The organism is Amycolatopsis sp. PSD-21 (genome assembly GCF_055561455.1).
In genome coordinates, this window is sequence record NZ_CM145712.1 from 1,094,891 (window position 1) to 1,113,011 (window position 18,121).

Below are 18,121 nucleotides of genomic sequence, written 5' to 3' on the forward strand. Positions count from 1 at the left end.
GCACAATTACTGATACAAAGACAAGGTTTACTGGCGAGGCGGCACGACCTGCGTGCGGTCGCCGTCGCCTGCTGGGGAGACGACCTGCGTCCGGTCGGCGTTCGCGGGCGACACGACCTGGGTGCGGTCCGCGACCGGCGAAACGACCTGTGTGCGGTCGGCGCCGGCGGGGGAGACCACCTGGGTGCGGTCGGCGCCCGCGGCCGCCTGCTGCTGCGAGGACACCACCTGCGTGCGGTCCGCGCTGCCGTCGATCGGCGGCCCGGCCTGCGGGGCGGGCGGCGGGAAACCGGGCATGGGCGGCTGGGCGGCGGCGAACGGGTTGGGCGCCGGGGCACCGGGCGGCCGCGTGAAGCCAGCCGGAGCCGGAGGGGGCGGGAACCCGGGCGCCTGGCCGTAAGCAGGCTGAGGCGGCGGGAAACCGGGCTGCTGCTGCCAGTTGCCCTGCGGGGCGTGGCCACCGGCGGGCGGGGGAGGCGGCGGGAAGCCGGGGGCCGGGCCGCCACCGCCGAAGTTCGGGTTCTGCGGGAAGGTCATGGGCGGTTTCTTCGCCTGGTTGACCTTCACGATGATCACCACGATCACGATGATGATGACGATGATCGCCAGGGCCAGCAGAAACCAGCCGAAGCCGTCACCGTCACCGCTGCTGTGGACCCGGACCCGGTCGAGATATGGCGTCAGCGCCGTCAGCATCATTCCCCCTTTAGGACGTCAGCCGACACCCTAACGGCCGGGCGCCACGGCCACGGCGGCTTCCATCAGTTCGGCGAGATCTTCCGACCCTTCCGGCAGGGAATCCACCGGCCACCAACGAAGATCGTCCGATTCGTCGCTTTGGACCGGTTGTGCTCCGCGGGGCGCGCGCACCACGAAACGCACGTCGAAATGCCGGGTCGGCACGCCGAGCGAGCACGTGATCGGGTGGACGTCGAGATGCACCGGGGCCGGATCGATGACGAGGTCTTCGATGCCGGATTCCTCTCGTGCCTCGCGGAGAGCGGCGTCGGCGAGCGTCGCGTCGCCGGGTTCGCAATGCCCGCCGAGCTGCAGCCAGCGACCGACCCGCGGGTGCAGGGTCAGGAGCACGTTTTCCGCGTCGGCGTCGAGAAGGACGGCCGACGCGGTGATGTGCCCGGCCGCGCATTCCCGGCGGCAGACGTCGTCGCGAGCGGCGAGGAAGCCGAGATAGGCCTGGCGTAAGGATTCCTGAGCCGCGTCCGCAGGCCGCCAACCGGACAAAGTGGACACAACGTCGTCGCGCAGGGTCACAGTTCGAGAAGTCCTTCACCGGGTTCGACGGGACCGCGCGCGGGCGGAAGCTCGGCGGGATGGCCGATCGCGACGGCGCCGAGCGGTTCCCAGCGCTCGTCCAAGCCGAGGACGTCGCGCACGATGTCCGCCGCGAAGATGGTCGAGCCGATCCAGCACGAACCGAGGTCTTCGGCGGCGAGCGCGACCAGCAGGCCCTGTACGGCCGCGCCACCGGCGACGGTGAACATCGTGTGCTCACAAGCGTTCCGGCGCTCGTCGCGATAGGTGTGGGCGCCCTCGGCGACGAGGAACGGCACCACGACTTCGGGCGCGTTGTACAGGATGTCGCCGCGGCTGAGCCGTTTCGCGACCTGCTCGGGCGTGAAGTCGTCACCTTCGAGATCGGCCTGCCACGAGGCCTTCATCGCGTCGAGAAGCTTGCGGCGCAAGCCTTCCTCGCGCAGCCACACGAACCGGACCGGCTTCGTGTGATGCGGCGCGGGCGCCGTGAGCGCCGTCCCGACCGCACGGCGGAGCACCTCGGGATCGACCGGTTCGCCGGTGAACGACCGGATCGAACGCCTCGCGAGCACGGCTTCCCGGCGACCCTGTGCGATGGATTCGTTGGTGCCGAGGCGGAACAGGTCCTCCTCGACCGGGCGCAGCAGCTTGCGGGCGGTCGAACCGTCGTCGGTCGGCTGGAGGCCGCGCACGACGGCGACCGGTGTCCCGCCGAGCTTGCCCTTGACCAGATCCGCCGCGGCGGCGAGTTCGTCGGCGATCGCCACCTCGGTGACCGCGAGTTCGTTGCCCTGGCTGTCGACCTCGCCCGCGTACGAGTGCAGCACCCGAAGGCCGGAAGCACCGATCGCGGCGTCGGTCTGCCCGACCCGCCACGCGCGGCCCATCGTGTCGGTGACGACGACGGCGACCTCGACGCCGAGCCGTTCACGCAACCCGTTCCGCAGTGCGAGCGCGGAAGCGTCCGGATCGGACGGCAGCAGGGCGACCTCGCCGGAGGCCACGTTCGACGCGTCCACGCCGGACGCGGCCTGCACGATGCCGAGCTTGTTCTCGGTGATCACCGTCCGGTTGATCCGCGCGATCACCCGGACGGACTCCTCCTCGACGAGCTTGCGCCGGGCGGCGTCGCGCTCCTCCGGATCGGCGGGGACGCGGATCAGCATGCCCTCGACCTTGGAGACGATCTTGCTGGTGACGACCAGGACGTCGCCCGAACGCAGCCATGGGGCCGCCTCGACGATCGCGCCGGTCAGGTCGTCGCCGGGACGGAACTCCGGCAGGCCGTCGACCGGCAGGATCTCGATCTTCGCGGAAGCGTGGTCACTCAACGGAAACTCCTGCCAGATCGAAAGCGGCGCGCACCATGGCCGCCGTCGCGTCCACATCGGACATCAGCAGGGGCACGTCGCGGACGGCGACCCCCGGCACGTCGACGGTCTCGCCCTCGGAGACCAGCCACCCGTCGAGGACGCCATCGGATTCCTTGCGGGAGCCGTAATGCCGTCCGACGGCCTCGGCCGAAGTCTCCACGCCGATCGCGCTCAGGCACGCGTCCGCCATGCCGCGCAACGGCTTCCCGCCGATGATCGGCGAGACACCGACGACCTTGGCGCGCGTCTTCCGCAGTGCGTCGCGGATTCCCGGCACGCCGAGCGTCGTACCCACCGAGACCACCGGATTGGACGGCGCGAACAGCACGATGTCGGCGGCCGCGATCGCGTCGAGCACGCCCGGCGCCGGTTTGGCCTCGTCGGCGCCGACGGCGATGATCGAATGCGCCTTCGGCTCGGCGCGGTAGCGCACCCACCACTCCTGGAAGTGGATCGCCTTGCGCTGGTCCGGATCCTCCGGATCGTCGATCACGACATGCGTTTCGACGCGGTCGTCCGACATCGGCAGCAGGCGCACACCCGGCTGCCAGCGATCGCACAGCGCCTCGGTGACCTGCGACAGCGGATAGCCCGCGCGCAGCATCCGCGAACGGATCAGATGCGTCGCGATGTCCTTGTCGCCAAGGCCGAACCAGGTCGGCTCGGCGCCATAGGCGGCGAGCTCCTCCTTGACCGTCCAGGTCTCCCCGGAATGGCCCCAGCCGCGCTCTTCGTCGATCCCCCCGCCGAGGGTGTACATGCAGGTGTCCAGGTCCGGGCAGATGCGCAGACCGTGCATCCACACGTCGTCCCCGGTGTTCACCAGCGCGGTCACCTCGTGCGGCGATTCCGGCGTGGAACTCCTCGCGGGCAGACCGAGTGCTTGTTTGACCCCCAGCAGGAAGCGGGCCCCGCCCACTCCGCCGACCAAAATGACGACCTTCACGACGGGCGATCCTCGCACGCCCCCGGAGCCGGGGCCCAGTAGCGGTACCTGTGGTGCTCCGTACAGCCCAGGCTTTCGTACAGCTTCAGCGCGCCGGAGTTCGCCACCGCGACCTGCAGCACCATCCCGGTCGCGCCCTGAGCGGCACCCCAGGCGCCCACGGCGTTCATCAGCCCGCGTGCCAGCCCTCGCCGCCGGAACTCCGGCCGTATCTCCAGCCGGGCGATGTGCAGCCACTCGCCGACGACCGCTCCGCGCACCGCGCCGGCCGTGACGCCGTCCAGTTCCGCGATGCCGAAGCCGACCTTGCCGGTGCCGAGGACATGCCGTGGCGCCTCCGCCGGATCCGCGCCGCCCGTCGTCAGCTCCCACCATCCGGACGTCGGCTCGTCGAGAATCACCGCTCCCGCCGAGGTCCCCGGCGAGAGCGGCCCGGTCAGGACGCGGACCTCGTGGGCGGGACGGTGTTCCACATACTGGACCCAGCCGCAGGCGGCGATGCCGTCCTCCAGGGACGTGTTCTGGATCACCTGAACGACGGGCGGGATGGCATGATCGTGGGCGAAGTCACAGACCGCCCGCAAGGCGTCTGGCAGCGGTTTTCCCGGGTCACCGATCGCCAGGGCACTGTTGGCCCGGGCGGTGAACCCGTCCGCCCAGCGGAGCCTCCAGTCACCGATCCGGCTCTCCAGCAGGGGAGTCCAAGCCCGGCTACAGGTGAGCTCGAGCATTTCCGCACTGTTCACGGTTAGATTGTGCCAAGGAAGGCAGTGGAGGGACCCCGATGAGCATCGCGCGCAAGGACGACAGGCACAACGAAGACCTCGTCCGCGAGATCTCGGACGGCTTCAACCGGGCATTGGGCGCGGAAAAAGCCGTCGAGACGGACACAGAAGCGGCGAAGCCCGCCGCGCCGAAGTTCGTCATCACCGGGGACAGCAGGGCCACTCCGCCGCCGCGCCGGAAAGACCGCTGAACGCCCATACTCCGGGTACGGATAAGGGTGGCCTAAGCGGGCCGGTGGCGCCCGTGGGCGCGTAATGTCCGTTGCAGACTGGTGAAGCAGAGATAAAGCAGGAGTACGCAGTGACCTACGTGATCGCCGAGCCCTGCGTCGACGTGCTCGACAAGGCGTGTATCGACGAGTGCCCCGTGGACTGCATCTACGAGGGTGACCGCATGCTGTACATCCACCCGGACGAATGCGTCGACTGCGGTGCCTGCGAGCCGGTCTGCCCCGTCGAGGCGATCTACTACGAGGACGACGTCCCCGACGAGTGGAACGACTACACCAAGGCCAACGTCGACTTCTTCGACGAACTCGGCTCGCCCGGTGGCGCCTCCAAGGTCGGCAAGACCAGTCACGACCCCGCCTTCATCAAGGCTCTTCCCCCGCAGGGCGAATGAGCCGGGTCGCTCTTCCCGATTTCCCCTGGGACTCCCTCGCCGAGGCGAAGGCGAAGGCCCAGGCACATCCCGGCGGCCTCGTCGACCTGTCGATCGGCACGCCGGTGGACCCGGTCCCCGAGAGCATCCGCGCGGCGCTCGCGTCCGTGTCGGAGATCCCGGGGTACCCGACCACGCACGGGATTCCTGAGCTCCGGGCCGCCGCGATCGAGGCGCTTTCGCGGCGGCACGGCATCGAGGGGATTCCCGAGGCGGCCGTGCTGCCGACGATCGGTTCCAAGGAACTGGTCGCTTCGCTGCCGCGGCAGCTGGGGTTCGGCCCCGGCGATCTCATCGTGATCCCCGAGGTGGCGTACCCGACCTACGAGGTCGGCGTGCTGCTGGCGGGTGCTTACCTGCTGCGCGCGGACAGCACCGTCGCGCTCGGCCCGCAGCGGCCCGCGATGCTGTGGATCAACTCGCCGTCCAACCCGACCGGACGCGTGCTCGGTGTCGACCACCTGCGCAAGGTCGTCGAATGGGCGCGCGAACGCGATGTCGTCGTGGTCTCCGACGAGTGTTATCTGGCGCTGGGCTGGGAAAGCGAGCCCGTGTCGATCCTGCACCCGTCCGTGCACGGCGGCTCCCTCGACGGTCTGCTGGCCGTCCACTCGCTGTCGAAATCCGCGAACCTCGCCAGCTACCGCGCCGGATTCGTCACCGGTGACCCGAAGCTCGTCGCCGGGCTGCTGGAGATCCGCAAACACTCCGGGCTGATCGTGCCGCGGCCGGTGCAGGAGGCCATGGTCGCCGCGCTGAAGGACGACGAAGCGCTTGCCGTGCAACGGGAACGCTACGCCCGCCGCCGGCTGGTGCTGCGGAAGGCATTGCTGGACAGCGGTTTCGAGATCTCGCATTCCGAGGCCGGGCTGTATCTCTGGTCCACGCGCGGGGAGTCCGCGCTCGCCACCGTGGACTGGCTGGCCGATCGCGGCATCCTCGCCGCGCCGGGCACGTTCTACGGGCCGACCGGTGGGCGGCACGTCCGGATCGCCTTGACCGCGACGGACGAGCGGATCGACGCGGCCGTGGAGCGGCTCGCCTCCTGATCAGGACACGTCGCGGCCCGTGAAGCCCCGGTAGATGAATCGCGTCAGCGCCTCGATGGCTTCCTCCTCGGACACCGACGACGGGTCCAGCAGCCACGTGTGCGCGAATCCGTTGACCAGTTCGGCCATCATCGCGAGCGTGACCCGCTCCGACGCCGGGAGTTCCATTCCTGCCGCGGTGATGTACCCGAGGTGGTCGAGAAGGTCCGCCGCCTGAGCTGCGCCGAAGCGCGCGTAGGTGCGTGCGAACTCGTCGCTGACCATCGCGGCCTGGCGCAGCGCGAGCATCGTCGCGGCGTTGTCGCGGTGGAAGTTCCAGTACTCGCAGACGTGCCAGTGCACGGCTTGCGGGTCGCTGAAGTCGGGCATGTGCTCCGGTGAGGCCGCGTTGACGTCGCTCTCCGCCGCTAGGTCTTCGAGGAGCGCTTCGAGCAGTTCTTCCTTGCTCGAGAAGTGGTTGTAGAACGAACCCGCCGCACGTCCGGCCTCCGCCGTGATGTCGGTGATCTTGGTGTTCAGGTACCCCTTCGCCGCGAATACGCGCTTCGCCGCCTCCTTGAGCGCGGCCTCGGTCTCCGCCGCCTTCTCCTTGCGGCTCGTCGCCGTCATCGGCACCTCCTTGACACGGAAGGCTAGCAACGAGCAAACTGAATCAAGATTCACTGAATTAAAATTCATCGGAGGGGAAGATGGCCGAGGTTTTGATCGCGGGAGCCGGTCCGACCGGGCTCACGCTTGCCATCGATCTCGCGCGCCGGGGCGTCGGCGTGCGGATCGTGGAGAAGGCCGAGACGTTCTTCGAGGGCTCGCGCGGCGACGGGCTGCAACCGCGCACGCTGGAGGTCTTCGAGGATCTCGGCGTGCTGGACGCGGTGCTGGCCGCCGGGCAGGTACCCGTGCCGATACGGATCCACCTCGGTGGCGAGGTCGTCGGGGAGCGGATGATGGCCGAACTCGTCGAGCCGACTCCGGACGTGCCGTATCCGAACGGGTTCTTCCTCGGCCAGTCGCGGACCGAAGGGATCCTGCGCGACCGGCTCGCCGAGTTCGGCGTCCAGGTCGAGCTCGGCACGCCGTTGCTCGGTTTCGAGCAGGACGCCGGCGGTGTGACGGCCGAACTGCCGGGCGAGCGGGTGCGGGTCGATCACCTCGTCGGCGCCGACGGCGGGAAGAGTTTCGTGCGCAAGACGCTGGGGATCGCGTTCGAGGGCACCACCGACGAATCGATCCGCATGCTGCTCGGCGATGTCCAGGCCGAGGGGCTCGATCGCGCGTACGGGCATTGGTTCGCGAAGCCCGAAGACCCGATGTCGGGGATCGGGCTCACGCCGCTGCCCGGCGTACCGCACTTCCAGTTCGCCGCGCCGCTGGGCGAAGAGGAGGTCGAGGCGTCGCTCGGCACGTTGCAGGCCCGGCTCGACGAACTGTCCGGCGGAGGGGTCCGGTTGCACGATCTCGCCTGGTCGACGGTGTGGCGGCCCAACATCCGGCTCGCCGAGCGGTTCCGGGAGGGCCGGGTCTTCCTCGCGGGTGACGCCGCGCACGTCCATCCGCCGACCGGAGGGCAGGGGCTCAACACCGGCGTCCAGGACGCGTACAACCTGGGCTGGAAGCTCGCCGACGGTTCACCGGAACTGCTCGACAGCTACGAGCCCGAACGGCGCGGGGTCGCCGCGCGGGTGTTGAAGATCAGCACCGAAATCCTCGAGAAGTACAAGGAAGGCGCGGACGACGCACACGACCGTGGGGAGAACACGCGTCAGCTCGACATCGGGTATCGCGGCGGCCCTCTCGCGCCCGCGTCGACCGGCCGGATCCGGCCCGGCGATCGGGCGCCGGACGCGCCGCTGAAGGACGCGAACGGCAAGTCCGTCCGGCTGTTCGAGCTTCTGCGCGGCCCGCAGGCGACGGTGCTGGTGTTCGGCGACGGTCCCGCACCCGAAGGCGCGCGGCGGATCCTGCCCGCGGGCAGCGCGCTGTCCGACGCGGACTTCGAGGACGTCGGCGGGCATGCCTTCGCCGCGTATGAAGCCGGGAGCGGGCGGCAGGTGCAGATCCGCCCGGATGGCTACATCCGCGCGCTCACCGCCTGAGCGGCTTGGTCGACTTCGGCCCAGACGTCGCGCCACACGGCACGGACCTCGGCGCGGCGCAGCAGTTCCTTCTCCGCGATCCGGCCGGCGATGAAGGCGACCTCCGCGTCGACGGAGGACACGACGCCGCGCATCCGATCGGCGGCGACACAGGCGTCCTGGTGGTCACCGAGCACGGTCTGGAAGTTCTTCGTGGCCTTGATCAGCCGCTGGATCCGTTCCGCCTGCTTTTTCTTCGCGGCGGGCTTGGCCATCTCGGCGGCGTAGCGGAGTTTCTTGCCGTAGATACGAAGCGCGTGAAGGTCGTCATCCGGGGGATCGGCGGGAAGGGCCTTCACGGCCTTCGCGAGCTTTCGATGCGGCTTCGCCAGCCCGGCGACGAGGTCGGCCGAGGTCTGGGGACTTTCGACGTCTTCCTCGGTGGCGGGCTGCCGGGCGAGGCGGCCGATGTCCTGGAGCAGCGAGGCATACCGGGGGCTGGCGAGCGCGCGGGTGAGCCGCCGCTTCGCGACGCCGCGCTCGGTGACGAACTTCGACACCAGACGGCGCGCGGCAGGCTGGTCACGCACCTCGAACTCGGCGACGACCTCGCGGAGATGCCCGATCAGGACGTCGTAGTCGCGCACGTCGCCGAGGCTTTGGCCGAGCCAGCCGAGCTCGGCGCGCACCGGCTCGGCGTCGGGGCCGACGAGGCGGCCCGAGAGCTTGAGGACGCTCCGCATGCGGCGCAGCGCGACCCGCATCTGGTGCAGATCCTCGGGGTCGGCGCCGGACTTGGTGCCCGGTTCGTGCGCGAGGAGCGCGCGGATCTCGACGTCGAGTTTGACCCGGACGTGGGTGGCCGCCGGATCGTCCGGCCCGGCTTTCGCGGGACGGTCGCCGAGCCCGAGCGCGGCCGGAGTGGTCGAAGGGGCGTTCTTGCGCGGCAGGGTCTCGGCTGTCACAAGATGAATTCTAGGTGAACCGGCAAGGTGGTCCAGGCCGTGAGAGAAGCAAGGGACCTTTGCTACCGCCCTCCGGGGGAGAGTGGTAGCAAAGGTCCCTTGCTCTCTTTTTGGTGCCGCCGAGGATGTCGCGAAAGCCACTTTCGGGACATCAGGCGTCGCGAAAGTGGCTTTCGCGACGCCCGAGGGACCCAGGCGGTAGCAAAGGTCCCTCGCTCCCGCGCGCGAAGCGGACCGGGACGTCTAGCGTCCCAAGCCCACACTGTCAGTCAGCGTCGCTACGCGGGGTGAGGGGTGTGTGGAAATAGGGACAGTCAACGTCTCTATCTCCACACACCCCTGCCCGCGCGGTAGCAAAGGTCCCTTGCTCTCTTTCCGCAGGTCAGTTGGCGTGCAGGGCCGCGTTCAGCTCGATGCCGACGCCGGTGCGCGCGACGACCTCGACGGCGCCGGTCCCCGAGTTCCGCCGGAACACCGCGCCCGAGATGCCGGACAGCTCCAGCGCCTTCACGACCTTGCCTTCGAAGGTCACCTTCGTGCCCGCCGTGACGTACAGGCCCGCTTCGACGACCGAGTCGTCGCCGAGCGAGATGCCGACGCCGCCGTTCGCGCCGATCAGGCAGCGCTCGCCGATCGAGATGGTCTCCTTGCCGCCACCGGACAGCGTGCCCATGATCGACGCGCCGCCGCCGACGTCGGAGCCGTCGCCGACCACGACGCCCGCCGAGATCCGGCCTTCGACCATGGAGGCGCCGAGCGTGCCGGCGTTGAAGTTGATGAAGCCCTCGTGCATGACCGTGGTGCCGTTGGCCAGGTGCGCGCCGAGCCGGGCGCGGTCGGCGTCGGCGATGCGGACACCCGCGGGCACGACGTAGTCCACCATCCGCGGGAACTTGTCCACGCCGTAGACGGTGACGTTGCCGCGCGCCCGCAGCCGCAGCCGGGTCGCCTCGAAGCCCTCGACGGGGCACGGCCCGTGGTTGGTCCACACGACGTTCGCCAGCAGGCCGAAGATCCCGTCGAGGCTCGCGCCGTGCGGCCGGATCAGCCGGTGCGACAACAGGTGAAGCCGCAGGTAGACGTCGTGCGTGTCGCCGGGGGCGTCGGCGAGCCGGGCGATGGTGGTGCGGACCGCGACGACCTCGACACCGCGATCGGTGTCCGGGCCGAGCTGGGCGGCCGCGGCCTCGCCGAGGGCCTCGGAGGCCTCTTCGGCGGTCAGCCGCACCGTGCCGGCCTCGCTGTCGGTGCCGTCGGTCAGCTTGGGCAGCGGGAACCAGGTGTCCAGTACCGTGCCGTCGGTCGTGACGGTGGCCAGTCCGACGCCGGTGGCGCCGGTGGTTTCGGGGTCAGGGGTCTGCTCGCTCACGACCTGAACGGTAACCCAGTGACCGGCCTCAGCCGTCGACGAGGCTCTTCACACTGGTCAGCGCCGTCGCCATGTCGCCGAGCGCTTGGCCGCACGGGCCGCCGGGGGCCGCCTGGTCCTGGCAGTTCGCGGTGCGGAAGGCGGCGATCGGGCGCTCCAGCGCGTCGGCGTGCGACGCCAGGTCCGGGCGGCGTTTGCGGATGGTGCCCGCGGCGCTGAAGAGCTCGGTCACGTACTTCTGACAGCCCTTGGGAGACTCGGTCCCTGGCGCGACATAGCACTGATCGGTGGTCAGCGCCTTGAGCTTGATCGGCAGCACGTCCGGCCCGGTGCTCTGGGTCGGCCGGACCTTCACCGGGACTTCGCTCGATCCGCACCCGCTGAGCACCAGGAGGAGGGCGACCAAGATCGTTCGCATGCGCACTCCTTCACGGTAGTCCCGGGCCCCCGGCGGTACGGTGCGGGCATGCCTTCGCTCGACTTGCACGCCGATCCCGTCGACCTCACCGCCGCGCTGGTGGACATCTTCAGCGTCTCGGAGCAGGAGAAGGTGATCGCGGACACCGTGCAGGCCGCGCTCCAGGCGCAGGCGCCGCATCTCGAGGTGATCCGCAACGGTGACGCGGTGCTCGCGCGCACGAACCTCGGCCGCCCCTCGCGGGTGCTGCTGGCCGGGCATCTCGACACCGTTCCGGTCAACGAGAACCTGCCCGTGCGTCGTGAGGGGACCGGTGACGACGAGATCCTGCACGGTCTCGGCACCGTCGACATGAAGAGCGGCGACGCCGTCTTCCTGCACCTCGCCGCCGCGCTCCGGGAGCCGAGGCACGACATCACCTTCGTGTTCTACGACTGCGAAGAGATCGAAGCGACGAAGAACGGACTCGGCCGCATCGAGCGCGAGCTGCCCGAGTGGCTGCGAGCCGATCTCGCCATCCTCGGTGAGCCGTCGAACGGCGGGATCGAGGGCGGCTGCCAGGGCACGATGCGGATCGAGATCCGCATCGACGGCGTCCGGGCGCACACCGCGCGCGGCTGGATGGGCGTCAACGCGATCCACGGTCTCGCCGAACCGCTGCGCAGGCTGGCCGAGTACACGCCGCGCGTGGTCGAAATCGACGGTCTGACCTACCGCGAAGGCTTGCAGGCCACGAAGATCGGCGGCGGTGTCGCGGGCAACGTCGTCCCGGACGAAGCCGTGCTCACGATCAACCACCGGTTCGCGCCCGACCGGAGCGCCGAACAAGCCGAGGCGCACCTTCGCGAGGTCTTCGAGGGTTACGACGTCAAGATTGTCGACTTGTCGCCTGGTGCGCTGCCCGGGTTGAGCGCTCCCGCCGCGGCCGAACTGGTCGCCGCGGCCGGGGGCAAGGCGGTCGCGAAGCTGGGCTGGACCGACGTCGCGCGCTTCGCGGCTCTCGGGATTCCGGCGGTGAACTTCGGTCCCGGCGACCCGACGCTGGCGCACACCCGGCAGGAGAACGTGCGTGCGGGCGAGATCCGGCAGGTCGCCGCGGTGCTGCGCGAATTCCTCAGCTAGCCAGGGCGAGCCATTCGCCGAGGGCCTGCTCCGGGCCGCCGTAGGTCAAATGCGAGATGGCGAACATGGGGGCGACCACGCGGCTCCAGGCGTACAACCTGTCCTCGTCGAGCCCGCACGCGTCCGCCACCGAACGGCAACGAGCCTCGACGCCTTCGTGCCCGGCGCCGCTCACCACGTAGTCGACGGCGTCGAAGCACGGATCACCCACGCACGCCTTCGGATCGATCGCGATCAGCCCGCGTGATCCGCCGTCCAAGGCGTTGCCGAGATGCAGATCGCCGTGGAGCAACACGACTCCAGTCTGTGTGTCCAGCAGCTTCTCGCAGCGCTCGATCGCCCGCCGCCACGTGTCCGGGCCGATCCTGGCGGCGATGGCCGGTTCGGCGATCCGCTTGCCGATCCGGTCGAAGGACTCCTCGAACCGGCCGCGCAGGCTCCACGGCCAGTCCGCGGGCGGGGCGACGGAATGCAGCGCGGTGAGCAGTCCTCCCCACTGTCCCGGCAGGGCCGACGGCGGCAGATCCTCGGCCGGGGTGCCCGGCCGGATCTCTTCCAGCACCATCGTGCCGGCGTCCGGGTCGGCGGCGAGGACGGCGGGCACCCGGCCCGAGGGCGCGAACACTCGCAGCATTTCGAGCTGCTTGGTCAGCAGCCCGCCGTCCGGGCTGAGTTTGAGCACCGCCGGTGTCCCGTCGGACCAACGGCAGCGCAGGACGACGGACGAAGCCCCGCTTTCGAACAGTTCGCCGAGCTCGAAGTCCCATCGGGCGGCCAGCCGCGCGGCGAGGGCGGGGACCCCGGCGAGCCATCCGTCGGCGTCGGCGCCGAACCGGTTCACCAAACGCGCACTGATGTCGTCCAAGTCCACTTCGGTCACTGGGAAACGTCCTCCTCGGCTCCGAGAAGGAGCAGTCCATGCCGCAGCAGGTCCGCGGCCTCTTCGAAGCGCCCCTGATCGCGAAGGAGCTCTCCCGCTTTGTCGATCGAAGCGGCCAGGACGCCGCGAGTGTCGTGGAGGGCGGCTACGTCGATGGCATGCGCGAAGCCTGCTTCGGCTGCTTCGAGGTCTCCACGGGCCAGGGCCAGCGAGCCCTGCTGGAACGTGAGTGAAGCGGACAGCGGCGAGTTCTCGGGGATGGCTTCGGTCGCTTCGGACAGTAGCGCGGCGGCGTCGTCGAGGCGACCGAGTTCGCGGCAGACGTCGGCGAGCTCCAGCGTGACCGCGTGATCGGGCGCGGCCGCGCGTGACGCGCGAAGGTCGGCGAGAGCGCCTTCGAGGTCGTCGGCACGCCGGTGCAGCGCCCGCGCGAACAGACACCGCGCCAGTACGGGCCGCAGCGCGCGTTCGTGGAGCAGGTCGTGCAGCGCCGACACGGCGGCGACGGCGTCGGCTAGCCGTCCGTCGCCGAGATAGGACTCGGCCAGCCGTCGCTGGTTCTCGGCGAGCTCGGCCAGGATCTCCTCGCCGCCGCGAGCGAGCCGAAGTGCCTCTCCCGCGTGATGCGCGGCCAGAGCGTTCTCGCCGAGGCGGAGCTGCCCGTCGGCGAGGTACGCGTGCAGGGTCAGGAGCAGCACCGGATGCGGATGACGGTCGAGGCTCGCGTCGAGCGCCGTCCAGAGCAGGTGCATCGCGTGATGCGGCTCGCCCCGGTCGATCAGGACATTCGCCCGCAACGCGGCGGCCAGTTCGCGGTACGGCGGGATGTCGCCGGCGAGCGCGGCTTCGGCGGCGGCCACCGATCGCGCCCTGGCGTCGCCGTCGGTGAACCGCGTGAGCCACAGCCAGGCGAGTCCGGCCTGGCGGTCGCGGCCGATCTTCTCGGCCCGCCGGGCCAGCCGCCGCATCTTCGGTGCCGAACCCTTCCCTGTCAGGAAGTCCGCCGCGGCGGCCGCGATGTCCAGATCGAGCCGGACGTCGTCGCGGGGCGACGTCACGCCGAGCAGTTCGCCGGTGTCCACGCCGAGTCGCGCGGCGAAATGGCGGATCGCGTCACCGGAGGGTGTCCGCGCGCCCGTCTCGACGGACGACACGTACGCGGCGGTGTAGTGCGGTTCGGCGAGTTCACGCTGGGTGAGGCCGCGTTCGGCGCGGAGTCGCCGTAGCCGTCCGCCGACCTCCTCGCCCATGACCGAGAACGATACGGGCGGGCGCGCCGAAAGGTTGCGCGCGCGGTCCCACAACTTCTCCAGGCGCCTGCTCGTACTCCTGGATGTGACCGCAGATCTCCGGGAGGGCCGATGACCGCGCGCCGGGCACTGGCTCTCGCCGTGTGCGCCTTGGTGGCGGCCGGCTGCGAAACCCATGCGGTCGCCCCTCCCGTCGTGACACCGGTCGTCGTTCCCTCGACGACGACGTCGTCCTCCGCGCCGAAGCCGGTGCTGGCGCCGCCGTCCGCCGAAATCACCTTCCCGCGGACGGGATCCGGGAGGTGGCTGTTCCCGCTCGGCGAAGGTCCGGTCGCCGGGCAGACCGGGAGGTTGCTGCGGTACCGCCTCGCCGTCGAGGCCGACATCGCGGGCGTGAGCGTCGACGGCTTCACCAAGACTGTCGAGCTCACTTTGGCGGATCCGCGAGGCTGGACCGCCGGCGGACGATGGCGGTTGCAGCGGGTCGGCCCGGATGGTCCGGCCGATTTCACGATCCACCTCGCCACACCGGGGACCCGGGACGTGCTGTGCGGCAGGCCCGACGGTTACACCTCGTGCCGCAACGGGAACAACGTCGTGCTCAACGTCGCGCGCTGGGCGAACGGCGTGCCCGGTTACGGTGCGCCGCTGACGGTCTATCGGCAGTACATGGTCACGCACGAGGTCGGGCACCGGCTCGGGCGCGGCCACGAGAAATGCCCCGTGCCGGGCGCGCTCGCGCCGGTGATGCAGCAGCAGACGCTCGGCCTGCACGGCTGCGCCCCGAACCCATGGCCCTACCCCGACGGGAAGCAGCACTCGGGTCCTTCGGGGGAGTACGACGATCCGATCCCGACCGGCGAATCGTGAGTTACGCCCCCGATCACGCGAGTTACGCCTCTGATCACGCGAGTTCGCCGGTTCCGCACGGCGAGCCCGCGTGATGGAACTCGTGACTCGCGTGATCGAAGGCGTGACTCGCGTGATTGAAGGCGTAACTCACGTGATCAGACGGACGGCACGAGGATCAGCGGCCCTGCAGCGACTTCACGTTCTGCCCGAAGGTCCAGTTCCGCGAGCCGTCCCAGTTGATCGACCAGGTCATCAGGCCCTTCAGGGCCGGAATGCTGCGGTACGCCTGGGAAACCAGGCTCGGCGACATGTAGCCGCCGCCGGCGCCTGCCTGCGCGGGCAGGCCGGGGGCCTGCTTGTCGTAGGGGACGCGGATCGTCTGGCCCTGGATCACCAGGCCCTTGTCGAGGCAGTTGGTCTGCGCGACGAAGCCCTGCACGGTCCCGGCCTGGTACGAATCGCCGGAGCAGCCGTACATGCTTCCGTTGTAGTACTGCATGTTCAGCCACCACAGCCTGCCGTTGTCCGCGTACTTCTTGATGATCGGCAGGTACGCGCCCCAGATCGAGCCGTAGACGACGCTGCCGCCGGTGACGTACGCGGTCTCCGGCGCCATGGTGAGCCCGAAGTTCGGCGGCATCGCGGCGAGGACGCCGTCGATGATGCGGATGAGGTTCTTCTGCGAAGCCGAAAGCGTGGTGATGTTCCCGCTGCCGGTGAGGCCGGTTTCGATGTCGATGTCGATCCCGTCGAAGTTGTACTTCTTCAGGATCGGCACGATGGTCGCGACGAATTTGTCCGCCACGGTGGCCGAATTCAGGTCGATCCCCGCGGTGGCGCCGCCGATGGACATCAGGATGGTCGCACCGGCGTCCTTCGCGGCGCACATTTCGGACGGGGTCGCGACCTTCACAGTCGCGTCCATCCCGTCCTCCCATTTTGCCGTTCCGTCGGACAGGATGACCGGAAAGGCCGCGTTGATCACGTTGTACCCGTTGGCCTTGATGCGGGCGTCGGTGATCGGGATCCAGCCCAGCGGCGGATGGACGCCGTTCGACGCGCCGTCCCAGTTCTCCCAGTAGCCCTGCAGGACCTTGCCCGCGGGCTTCGATTTGACCGCGCAGACCTCGGCGTCGGGTGACGCCTGCGCCGAGCCCAGTGCGACGAGGGTGGTGACGGCGAGTACCGCCGCGCCGGTGATTGCGAGCAGCCGTGAGACGCGACCGAACATACCCAGCTCCCATCTCGAAAGCGGTTTGAACGAACAGGAAGCGGCCGTTCGGCTCAACATAGGTCGCGGTACCCGGCCCACGCTACCGACGATCGGGTGGTCTAGACCAGATATCGAAGAGTTGTCCGAAAATCCCTCTCACGCACGAAGGCCATCCCACGAGGCCGGGTGTCCTCGTGGGATGGCCTTCGCCATTCGGATGGTCAGACGGTGATGGTCCAGCTGTCGAGCGTGCCGGTGTCCTGCGCGTAGGCGTCGTAGAGCACGAGCGTCCAAGTGCCGGAAGCGGCCTCGTTGGTCACCGGCACCGAGTACGTCCTGGTGCCGAGATCCGTGCAGGGCAGGGAACCGGTCGGCTTGACCGAGTACGTGCTGCCGTCCGGCGCCTTCAGGCTGATCCGGAGGTCCTCGGAGCAGGTGTGCGTCCCGGTGACCGACACCTTCACCGGCGAGGTCGCCGCGCCCGTCGCGCTGGAGGTGATCGGGCTGTTGACCGTCGCGTAGTCGTTCAGCGCGAAGTCGGTGCCGTTGGTGAACGTGCGCACGCTGACGTCGCCGACGGTGAGCGTGTACTGCGCGGTGCGGTCCACCGAGGTCCCGTCACCGGTCACCGTGATCGTGCTGGTGCCGTTGGGGGTGCTCGCCGACGTCGCGATGGTGAGCGTCGAGGATCCGCCGGACTGCACCGAAGCGGGGTTGAACGTGGCGGTCGCCCCGGCGGGGAGGCCGCTCGCGCTCAGCGAAACCGCTTGCGCCGCACCGGAAGTCGTCGCCGTGTTGACCGTGACGGTGGTCGACTGTCCCGCTTGGACGGTGCCGGAGGACGGCGAGAGGCCGAGCGAGAAGTCGGGACCCGTCGACGTGCCGACGGCGAGCTTCCACAGCGCGTACGCGATCGCGTCGCTGTTCTTCTCCAGCGGGGTGTCCGGGATGTTCGACAGCGTGTCGCACGCGCGGTGATAGCAGCTGTCGAACGGCCGCCCGGCGGTGCCGCCCCATTTCTGTTGCTGTGCCGCGCTCTTCGTGTATCCGGCGCCGGTCGCGAGACCGCCGACCGGGATGCCCGCGCTCTTGAACGAAGCGTGGTCCGAACGCCCGTCGCCCTCGGTGTCGCCTTCGGTCTGGATGCCGATCGTGCGGAAGTACTCGTCGAACACGGCCTTGACCGAAGCGACGTCGTCATAGACGAAGTAGCCCCAGTTGTCGGAGCCGATCATGTCGAAGTTCAGGTAGGTCTTGATCTTCGTGCGCTCGGTCTGCGGCAGGCTGTTCACGTAGAACCTGGACCCGCGCAGGCCGGACTCCTCGTCGGCCCACCAGCCGAAGCGGACCCGCTTGGCCATCGTGGGATTCTCGCGGGCCAGGGTCAGCGCGACTTCGAGGATCGAGGCCGAGCCCGAGCCGTTGTCGTTGATACCGGGGCCGGCGCTGACGCTGTCGAGGTGCGCGCCGAGCATGATGACCTGGCTGGCGTCACCCTGCGGCCATTCCGCGATGATGTTCTGGTTCGAACCCGCGCAGCTCGTGCACGTCTGGAGCGTGACGTTGTAGCCCGCGTCGCGCAGCTTCTGCGCCACATAGGACACCGACGCCGGGTAGCCCGGACGGCCGGAGGCGCGGTTGCCGCCGTTCTGGTTGGCGATGGTCTGCAACGCGCTCAAATGCGCCTTGACGTTGGCGAGCGAGATGTCCGGTGCGGCGGCGGCCGTGACCGCCTGCGCGGGCGCCGTGACGACACCCAGTACGGCGGCCATGCCGACGATGGCCGCTCCTATTCGCTTTCCCCACTTCATGCCGGGGTCTTCCTTTCCGAGGTGATGGTCCGTGAAGGCCTCCTTCCCTACGCTGAAAGTAGGGAAGGAGGCCTTCGCGG

Annotated in this window: 19 protein-coding genes; 6 read left to right on the plus strand and 13 right to left on the minus strand. The window is 69.5% G+C overall.

The annotated features are described in order from the left end of the window. Positions 1–27 precede the first annotated feature (27 nt). The 5 genes from ACZ1DY_RS05695 to ACZ1DY_RS05715 are packed head-to-tail and all read right to left on the minus strand — an operon-like array spanning position 28 to position 4,325. Complete coding sequence (locus ACZ1DY_RS05695) at positions 28–696, minus strand: hypothetical protein (RefSeq protein WP_465483788.1); 669 nt, start codon at positions 694–696, stop codon at positions 28–30. A gap of 30 nt (positions 697–726) precedes the next feature. Further along, positions 727–1,272, minus strand: a complete 546-nt coding sequence (locus ACZ1DY_RS05700; RefSeq protein ID WP_465483789.1) for an NUDIX hydrolase — start codon at positions 1,270–1,272, stop codon at positions 727–729. Further along, positions 1,269–2,606 (minus strand): coenzyme F420-0:L-glutamate ligase, encoded by a 1,338-nt coding sequence (locus ACZ1DY_RS05705; protein WP_257489075.1) that lies wholly within the window; start codon positions 2,604–2,606, stop codon positions 1,269–1,271. Before ACZ1DY_RS05705 ends, ACZ1DY_RS05700 begins: the two co-directional genes overlap by 4 nt. Then, positions 2,599–3,594 carry a 2-phospho-L-lactate transferase gene (cofD, locus tag ACZ1DY_RS05710; protein WP_126736393.1) on the minus strand — a complete coding sequence of 332 codons (996 nt, stop codon included), beginning with the start codon at positions 3,592–3,594 and terminating at the stop codon, positions 2,599–2,601. Before cofD ends, ACZ1DY_RS05705 begins: the two co-directional genes overlap by 8 nt. Further along, positions 3,591–4,325: a GNAT family N-acetyltransferase gene (locus tag ACZ1DY_RS05715; protein WP_465485831.1), complete on the minus strand. Its 735-nt coding sequence runs from the start codon at positions 4,323–4,325 to the stop codon at positions 3,591–3,593. The genes cofD and ACZ1DY_RS05715 overlap by 4 nt, the downstream gene beginning before the upstream one ends. Before the next feature lie 53 nt (positions 4,326–4,378). On the opposite strand from ACZ1DY_RS05715, the gene ACZ1DY_RS05720 reads away from it, so the two are divergent. The 3 genes from ACZ1DY_RS05720 to dapC all read left to right on the plus strand — a co-directional run bounded on the left by ACZ1DY_RS05720 (position 4,379) and on the right by dapC (position 6,089). Further along, positions 4,379–4,570 (plus strand): hypothetical protein, encoded by a 192-nt coding sequence (locus ACZ1DY_RS05720; protein ID WP_192746619.1) that lies wholly within the window; start codon positions 4,379–4,381, stop codon positions 4,568–4,570. A gap of 110 nt (positions 4,571–4,680) precedes the next feature. Then, the gene (gene fdxA, locus ACZ1DY_RS05725) at positions 4,681–5,001 is read left to right on the plus strand and encodes a ferredoxin (RefSeq protein WP_016331413.1); all 321 of its coding nucleotides are present in this window, start codon (positions 4,681–4,683) and stop codon (positions 4,999–5,001) included. Beyond that, the gene (gene dapC, locus ACZ1DY_RS05730; RefSeq protein ID WP_465483790.1) at positions 4,998–6,089 is read left to right on the plus strand and encodes a succinyldiaminopimelate transaminase; all 1,092 of its coding nucleotides are present in this window, start codon (positions 4,998–5,000) and stop codon (positions 6,087–6,089) included. Before fdxA ends, dapC begins: the two co-directional genes overlap by 4 nt. Here dapC and ACZ1DY_RS05735 read toward each other — a convergent pair whose 3' ends face one another. Then, entirely contained in the window at positions 6,090–6,698 is a 609-nt protein-coding gene (locus tag ACZ1DY_RS05735; protein ID WP_257489072.1) for a TetR/AcrR family transcriptional regulator, read from the minus strand. An 80-nt stretch (positions 6,699–6,778) separates the two neighbouring features. On the opposite strand from ACZ1DY_RS05735, the gene ACZ1DY_RS05740 reads away from it, so the two are divergent. Next, positions 6,779–8,182 (plus strand): FAD-dependent monooxygenase, encoded by a 1,404-nt coding sequence (locus ACZ1DY_RS05740; RefSeq protein WP_465483791.1) that lies wholly within the window; start codon positions 6,779–6,781, stop codon positions 8,180–8,182. Here the strand turns inward: ACZ1DY_RS05740 and ACZ1DY_RS05745 are convergent. The 3 genes from ACZ1DY_RS05745 to ACZ1DY_RS05755 all read right to left on the minus strand — a co-directional run bounded on the left by ACZ1DY_RS05745 (position 8,158) and on the right by ACZ1DY_RS05755 (position 10,913). Next, the gene (locus ACZ1DY_RS05745; RefSeq protein WP_257489070.1) at positions 8,158–9,126 is read right to left on the minus strand and encodes a CHAD domain-containing protein; all 969 of its coding nucleotides are present in this window, start codon (positions 9,124–9,126) and stop codon (positions 8,158–8,160) included. The genes ACZ1DY_RS05740 and ACZ1DY_RS05745 overlap by 25 nt on opposite strands. 382 nt (positions 9,127–9,508) lie before the next feature. After that, entirely contained in the window at positions 9,509–10,495 is a 987-nt protein-coding gene (dapD, locus tag ACZ1DY_RS05750) for a 2,3,4,5-tetrahydropyridine-2,6-dicarboxylate N-succinyltransferase (protein WP_126736387.1), read from the minus strand. Between the two features lie 28 nt (positions 10,496–10,523). Beyond that, entirely contained in the window at positions 10,524–10,913 is a 390-nt protein-coding gene (locus ACZ1DY_RS05755) for a hypothetical protein (RefSeq protein ID WP_257489069.1), read from the minus strand. Between the two features lie 48 nt (positions 10,914–10,961). On the opposite strand from ACZ1DY_RS05755, the gene dapE reads away from it, so the two are divergent. After that, positions 10,962–12,035 (plus strand): succinyl-diaminopimelate desuccinylase, encoded by a 1,074-nt coding sequence (dapE, locus tag ACZ1DY_RS05760; protein WP_465483792.1) that lies wholly within the window; start codon positions 10,962–10,964, stop codon positions 12,033–12,035. On the opposite strand, the gene ACZ1DY_RS05765 is transcribed toward dapE, so the two are convergent. Further along, a complete protein-coding gene (locus tag ACZ1DY_RS05765; protein WP_465483793.1) occupies positions 12,028–12,915 on the minus strand; it encodes an aminoglycoside phosphotransferase family protein in 888 nt (295 codons plus the stop codon). The genes dapE and ACZ1DY_RS05765 overlap by 8 nt on opposite strands. Beyond that, a complete protein-coding gene (locus tag ACZ1DY_RS05770) occupies positions 12,912–14,165 on the minus strand; it encodes a helix-turn-helix domain-containing protein (RefSeq protein WP_465483794.1) in 1,254 nt (417 codons plus the stop codon). The genes ACZ1DY_RS05765 and ACZ1DY_RS05770 overlap by 4 nt, the downstream gene beginning before the upstream one ends. 111 nt (positions 14,166–14,276) lie before the next feature. On the opposite strand from ACZ1DY_RS05770, the gene ACZ1DY_RS05775 reads away from it, so the two are divergent. Next, a complete protein-coding gene (locus tag ACZ1DY_RS05775; protein ID WP_465483795.1) occupies positions 14,277–15,035 on the plus strand; it encodes a DUF3152 domain-containing protein in 759 nt (252 codons plus the stop codon). Positions 15,036–15,192: 157 nt separating this feature from the next. Here the strand turns inward: ACZ1DY_RS05775 and ACZ1DY_RS05780 are convergent, their stop codons facing one another. Beyond that, positions 15,193–16,248, minus strand: coding sequence for a chitinase (locus ACZ1DY_RS05780; protein ID WP_465483796.1), 1,056 nt, complete (start codon positions 16,246–16,248; stop codon positions 15,193–15,195). A gap of 203 nt (positions 16,249–16,451) precedes the next feature. Further along, complete coding sequence (locus tag ACZ1DY_RS05785) at positions 16,452–18,041, minus strand: M28 family peptidase (protein ID WP_465483797.1); 1,590 nt, start codon at positions 18,039–18,041, stop codon at positions 16,452–16,454. Positions 18,042–18,121 lie beyond the last annotated feature (80 nt).